This window comes from Frankia sp. BMG5.23, from assembly GCF_000685765.2.
Classification (GTDB): Bacteria; Actinomycetota; Actinomycetes; order Frankiales; family Frankiaceae; genus Frankia; species Frankia casuarinae.
The window spans coordinates 23,137-29,361 of sequence record NZ_JDWE01000053.1 but is presented as its reverse complement, the minus strand read 5'-3'; the positions used below and the strand labels follow the sequence as shown (position 1 = coordinate 29,361).

Below are 6,225 nucleotides of genomic sequence, written 5' to 3'. Positions count from 1 at the left end.
CGGCTGTCACAGAACGTCATCGGTGGCGTTTCCGCCGGCGCCGGAACCCACCCTCACACGCGCTACTCACAGCGACGAAACAGCAGCCGGGCCCGGATCCTCACACCACCACCGGCCCCAGCCCCCCGCACCCCGTCTCACACCGTCTACCTGCACAAACAGACTTTGCGGGTCACCCTGTGGGGTTGAGCCATGATGCGGCGATGGCCGTGGAACGACTCTTTACCCCGCGGAGCGGAACCGTCCTCACCGGCTGGACAGTACTGGGAGTGCTCTGGCTGATAATTGGCGGACTGAGTCTGGCCGCGTCCGTCCAGTCCATTTATGTGCGGGTCTTCAGACTGAAGCCATTCGGGCTACGCGGCCTACTGGCCCAGGTCGGCTGGCTCTGCGGATTGATCTTCTTTCTCGTCGCTACCACGAGTCTCGGGGCGCTGCTCACCGGCACCGTGGCTGGTCAGGTCTGCTACGGCCTGGTAGCCACCGTGATCCTGGCGCTCTTCTTGTGGGTCGGGGTCCGGGTACTCACCATCGGCCGGATGAGCTGGCGGGACTCGTGGCCGACAGCCCTGTTCACGACGATCGGCCTGACTGGTCTGGGTGTCGTCAGCCGGCTGGCATTCTCGGCTTCCATCGTGGCGAACGAGCGCAGCTATGGCGGGATCGGGGTCGTGTTCACCATCCTGTCGTGGCTGATCGGTTTCGGTGTCGTCCTCATCGGGGGGGTAATCGTCGGCACGTGGTATCTCGACACCGAGCTGTCGGTCGCCGGCATCCTCAGAAAGTTTCACATCGGGAGGAGGACGGGCCGAGACCAAGCCCGGAAATCATGAGCTGAGCCGGTGCGCGGATCGGCGCCGAGGGCCACAAGGGCCAATGACGTGTGACCTGGTGTTGATCGTGTCCGGCGGACAGCAGGAGGTGACGCTGTGTAAGCGGCTGATCTGGTTGACTGGCGTCCTGCCCGTCTTACCCTAGGTTCAGGGGCGTCAACGTCGCCTCCACAGGGTCCAAGCCGGGCACCCGCATCGGCCGCAATCCGAGCCGGGCCGGTAGTGCTCGTGGTCATGACGCGCATGGCCGCAGCGGCAGCGCAGGATGAGTAGACCGCGGATCGACCTCACAGGGTCACCTCCGTCCGGATGGGAGTAATAAGTGAGCTAGATAAGTGAGTTAACTGCCTAAATGTCGTATGTGAGCTGGTCTGCTGGGTGTGTCTAGACGTTCGGGCGGAGATCGTCCAGGTCGTCCTTCCCTGCCGGCCCGGGACGCCCGCCTGGCCCTCGTCCACGACTCGGCGCCTTCTGCGCGTGACCACCCCGCGACTCGGCCCGGCTACGATCGGGTGGCACGAGGAACGTCCGTGACGGGGCGGTTTATCGTCTCCAGGTCCTGAGCGCCATAGCAAGCGACCCATCGGGAGACGATAGGGATCATGAGAATCTCGAGCGGGACCGGGGCATCGGGCACCTCGGCCGGGCGCCCCGCCGACGGGCGGCGGGGGGGAAACGCGCCGCCCGAGGCGAACGAGCGCGCCGTCATCCGGCGCCGGTGGTGGCCACGCCCGGCGGTGCGGCCGGAACCCGGGCGGCCCGGCGCCCGCCGGGGCCTGTCCGCCCGGTCTGGTCCGGTCGGTCGGGGGTCCGCGGCCTCTCCCGTCCCTCCTGTCCCTTCCGCACAGCCTGCCCCCCAGGCACCGCGTGCCCCGTCTGCCTCACCGGCGTCGTCTGCCTCACCGGCGTCGTCTGCCTCACCGGCGTCGTCTGCCTCACCGGCGTCGTCTGCCTCACCGGCGTCGTCTGCCTCACAGCCGTCATCTGCCCCGCCGTCGACGACATCACCCGGCGTCCGTCCCGGCAGGAAGAGCGGCCGGATGCCCGTGCTGCCCCCCTGGAAACAGCCGTGGGCGCCTCGGATCGCCGCGCTGCTGGCTCTGGTTGTCGGCCTGGTGGACGTCATCTCCGCGGTCACCCCGGAGTGGCGCTCCCGCCTGGAGGACCTGCGGGTGCTCCTGCCCCCCGCGGCCTCCCAGCAGGCCGCCGCGTTCACCGTCGTCGTCGGCATGCTGCTCGTGCTGCTGACGCCGGGGCTGCGCCGCCGCAAGCGGCGGGCTTGGCGGGCCGTGGTGGTCCTGCTCGGCGTGAGCATCGTGCTCCACGTTGCCAAGGGTCTGGACTACGAGGAGGCGGCCGGATCGGCCGCGCTGCTCATCGCCCTGCTGCTGGTCCACGGGGAGTTCCGGGCCAAGGGCGACCCGTCGACGCGTTGGCGGGCGCTCGGCGTCGGCCTGCTGCTCACTGTCGTCTCGATCGGGATCGGGTTCCTGCTGCTTTATGTGCGCCAGGACCGGATCGTCGGCCCGCATTCGCTGTCCGCCCAGTTCGAACAGATCGTCGAGGGACTCGTCGGGATCCCCGGTCCGCTACGGTTCACCTCCGACCGGTTCTCCGGCCTCGCCGCCCGCGTGCTGCTGACGATGGGCCTGTTGACCATAGTGACCACCGGCTACCTCGCGCTGCGACCGCCCGAGCCCCGGCCCCGGCTGACCGACTCCGACGAGGAACGGATACGTGCCCTGCTGGCCCGGCACGGCAAGGCCGACTCGCTGGGATACTTCGCGCTGCGGTCGGACAAGTCGGTGATCTGGTCACCGACCGGCAAGGCCTGCGTGGCCTACCGGGTGGTCTCCGGCGTGATGCTGGCCAGCGGAGACCCGCTCGGTGACCGGGAGGCCTGGCCGGGGGCCATCAGGGAGTTCCTGCGTGAGGCGGCCGATCATGCGTGGACGCCGGCGGTCCTCGGCTGCTCGGAGGCGGGTGGCTTCGCCTGGACCCGCGCCGGGCTGTGCGCGCTGGAATTCGGTGACGAGGCCATCGTCGACACGGCGTCGTTCACGCTGGAGGGCCGGGCGATGCGTAACGTTCGCCAGGCGGTCGCCCGGGTGGAACGCGCCGGCTACACCGCGGTCGCGCGGCGGGTCGGCGATCTCGCGCCGGCCGACATCGCCCGGCTGAAGGCACAGGCCGCTGCCTGGCGGGGTACCCAGACGGAACGGGGCTTCTCGATGGCGCTCGGCCGCCTCGGCGGCGGCGCGGACGGCGACTGCGTAGCCGTGATGGCGTTCTCCCATGACGCGGGTCCCCATGACGCGGGTCCCCATGACGCGGACGACCCGGTGAACGGTGCTCCGGGCCACCCGGCGAACGACACGACAAGCGGCATCGAGGACGGCACGTCGCATGCCGACGCGGCCGGCACCGAGCCCCGGCTGCGCGCCCTGCTGCATTTCGTGCCGTGGGGCCCCAACGGCCTGTCGCTGGACGCGATGACGCGGGACCGGACCGCCGACAACGGGCTGAACGAGTTCCTCATCGTCAGCGCCCTGCGCCAGGCCCGCGAGCTGGGCGTCGAACGGCTGTCGCTGAACTTTGCGTTCTTCCGGTCCGCGCTCGAACGCGGCGAGCGCCTGGGCGCCGGGCCGGTCATCCGCTGCTGGCGTTCCCTGTTAATATTCTTGTCCCGCTGGTTCCAAATCGATAGCTTGTACCGGTTCAACGCCAAATTTCAACCCACCTGGCAGCCCCGTTATATCTGCTACCCCGCCAGTTCCGAGCTACCACGGATCGCCTTGGCGATGCTCGAAGCCGAGGCCTTCCTGGTCTGGCCCTGCTGGCGCGACCATCTGTCCGGGCTATCCCGGTTGTCCCGACTATCCCGGTTGTCCCGACTGCCCCGGCCTGGGACGGCCGGCCTCCATCACCGTGCCCGAAGAAAGGACACCTCGACCGGCCCCGGGCCGGACTGACCATCACCTTCAGTCTACGTCGTCCATATTGTCTACGTCGTCCATATTGTCTACACCGTGGACACACTCGCAGGGGAGCGTGGATTTGGGGTCCCTGGTCGTCATCGGGAAGTGGTTCCTGCTGTCCCTGGCGGGAATGTCGCTCGCCTGCTGGGCAGGCTGCGGGTGGCTGGCCCACCGGCGCCGGGCGGGGCATCGGAACCGGGTGGGACGCCCCGCCGCGTTCGGGATGGGCGTCCTCGCCATGCTGCTCACGTTGGTGACGGCGGCGGATCTGGTCAATGCCTACTACGGCTACCTGCCGCGGGTCGACGACGTCATCGGGGTGAAGTCCTGGCCGACGGGGTCGGCGCGGGAGGCTGCGGCGCCAGCGCCGCCGCACCCGGACGGATCGGTTATCGACCTGTTGGTCCCCGGCACGCACAGCGGGTTCGGTGTGAAGGAGGCAAAGCAGGCACTGGTGTACCTCCCGCCCCAGTACTTCACCGAACCGCACGTCCGGTTCCCCGTCGTCTACCTTCTGCATGGCTCGCCGGGGGTGCCGGTCGACTGGTACCGGGCGGGCCGGGCCGCGCAGGTCGGCGCGCTGCTTGCCGGGGTCGGCCGGCCCGCGATCCTCGTCGCCCCGCGACTGAGCCACGGTTGGCTCGACGACAGCGAATGCGTCGACCGGCCCGGCGAGAACATCGAGACCTATCTGATCGACGACGTGATCTCGACGGTCGACCGGCGGTTGCGCGCCATCGCGGACCGAGCCGACCGGATCTTCGTCGGAATGTCCGCCGGCGGGTTCTGCGCGCTGAACCTCGGGCTACGCCACCGTGACCTCGTCGAGACGATCATTGATATGTCCGGGATGTCGAAACCGACCCACGACGGCGGGATGGTCGGCCTGTTCGGGAACCGGCCCGATCTCGCTCTGGTCGTGGCGGCGAACACCCCGGCCCGGTACGCGGCGACGCTCCCACCATTCCCGCCGATGCGGGTGTGGCTGGACTGCGGACATGGCGATCATGAGGCGTTGGGCGACACGGAGGCGATGGCCCGCGCCCTGGGGGAGCGTCCGGGCTTCGACGTCGTGCTGCGGCTGCGCCCCGGCGGCCACGACTTCGGCGTGTGGCGTCCGGCGCTTCGAGACAGCCTGCTGTGGGCGGTACCGCCCGGCGTGACCATCCGCCCGGCGTGACTGTCGGCCCCGTCCGCCCGGCGTGACCATCCGCCCGGCGCGACCATCCGCCCGGCGCGACCGTGGCACATCTGGTCGGCTGCCGCGGTGCCGGGAATGACAGCGCCGGGCGAAGACATTCTTCAGATGGGCCCTGCTTCTCGTCAGGCGGGAGTGTTCCGTGGCGTGCTCGATTCCAGGCCGGGGCGATCAGCGGGGATGGGCCGCGCCGGCGGAGAACATCCGAGGTGGACCGGGGGCCGGAGTCCCATGACCGTCCGCACACCGGCCCCCGCCGGAGGCGACGACGGTACCGCCAGAGGTGACGACGGCCCCGCCGGCGCGGAGCACGTTCACGGGGCCGAGGGCGCCGCCAGCCCGTGGTCGGGACGCCCGTGGTCGGTCGTGTGGCGGCTGCCGGTGACCGTAGGCCGGTTCCCGGTGACCGACTCCTTGCTCGGCGCCCTCGTCGCGGCGCGGGTGTTCCAGTACGTCGACCCGGCCACGGCGACCCGCTGGCAGTGGGCCATGAGCACAACCTTCGACCAGATGCGCCACCATCCCCTCGGGGTGCTTGTGGGCAGTATTCCGTGGCTGCCCGAGGGGCCGTTGGCGCCGTGGCTCATGTTCGCGGGCCTGGCCGTGGGCGGCTTGGAGGCGACGGCGGGAGGCGCCACCGCGCTGGCCGTCGTGCTGGGTGGGCACGCCGGGGCGACGTTGATCTCCCAGGGTGTGCTGGACCTGCGGGTCGTCACCGGCGGGTTGCCGCGGACCGCTCTGCACGTCCTGGATGTCGGGCCGAGCTATGTCGTGGCGACCGCCCTGACCGCGCTCGTGGTGCTGCCCTCCCGCCGGTCGCTGCGCGCTCTGGCGTCACTGACCTTCGTCGTCGTACTCCCCGTGATGATGAAGGGGGTGAGCCGTGGGGATCTCGACGCGGTCGGCCACACGGCGGCCCTCGCCCTCGGTGCGCTCGCGGGGCTCGCGCCACCGGTGCGCCGCCGCGCCGCGGCGCGGCGGGACACCGCTCGGTGGGACGCCGCCCGGCGCGGCTGGTGGGACGTCGGGGGGAACAGGAGGGCGAAGTCCGGCCACAAAGCGCGGTTTGGTGTGCGAAGATATCGTTGGATACGTGGACGGCGCGAGTCGGGTCTTGATCTGCATTTTTAGTGTGTGCCGCTGATCCGAAACGCCGGCACCAGCGGGCATGATGGTGGTAGCGTCCTGGCTGTCCGGTGCCACCACGGTCTGCTCG

General features: G+C 70.0%; 4 protein-coding genes. All 4 read left to right on the top strand.

Going from position 1 to position 6,225, the window contains the following annotated elements:
• Window positions 1–203 precede the first annotated feature (203 nt).
• Window positions 204–833: a ribonuclease BN gene (locus tag BMG523DRAFT_RS18160; protein ID WP_368671122.1), complete on the top strand. Its 630-nt coding sequence runs from the start codon at window positions 204–206 to the stop codon at window positions 831–833.
• Window positions 834–1,873: 1,040 nt separating this feature from the next.
• Window positions 1,874–3,805, top strand: a complete 1,932-nt coding sequence (locus BMG523DRAFT_RS18150) for a phosphatidylglycerol lysyltransferase domain-containing protein (RefSeq protein ID WP_011437135.1) — start codon at window positions 1,874–1,876, stop codon at window positions 3,803–3,805.
• Between the two features lie 79 nt (window positions 3,806–3,884).
• Window positions 3,885–4,991 (top strand): esterase family protein, encoded by a 1,107-nt coding sequence (locus tag BMG523DRAFT_RS18145; protein WP_235463220.1) that lies wholly within the window; start codon window positions 3,885–3,887, stop codon window positions 4,989–4,991.
• Window positions 4,992–5,240: 249 nt separating this feature from the next.
• Window positions 5,241–6,140, top strand: coding sequence for a rhomboid-like protein (locus BMG523DRAFT_RS18140; protein ID WP_051623936.1), 900 nt, complete (start codon window positions 5,241–5,243; stop codon window positions 6,138–6,140).
• The last annotated feature ends 85 nt before the right edge of the window (window positions 6,141–6,225 follow it).

What these genes read in the sequence shown, in the direction of transcription:
- BMG523DRAFT_RS18160 (WP_368671122.1), top strand. Translation starts at nt 204, where the DNA reads ATGGCCGTGGAACGACTCTTTACCCCGCGGAGCGGAACCGTCCTCACC.
- BMG523DRAFT_RS18150 (WP_011437135.1), top strand. Translation starts at nt 1,874, where the DNA reads ATGCCCGTGCTGCCCCCCTGGAAACAGCCGTGGGCGCCTCGGATCGCC.
- BMG523DRAFT_RS18140 (WP_051623936.1), top strand. Translation starts at nt 5,241, where the DNA reads ATGACCGTCCGCACACCGGCCCCCGCCGGAGGCGACGACGGTACCGCC.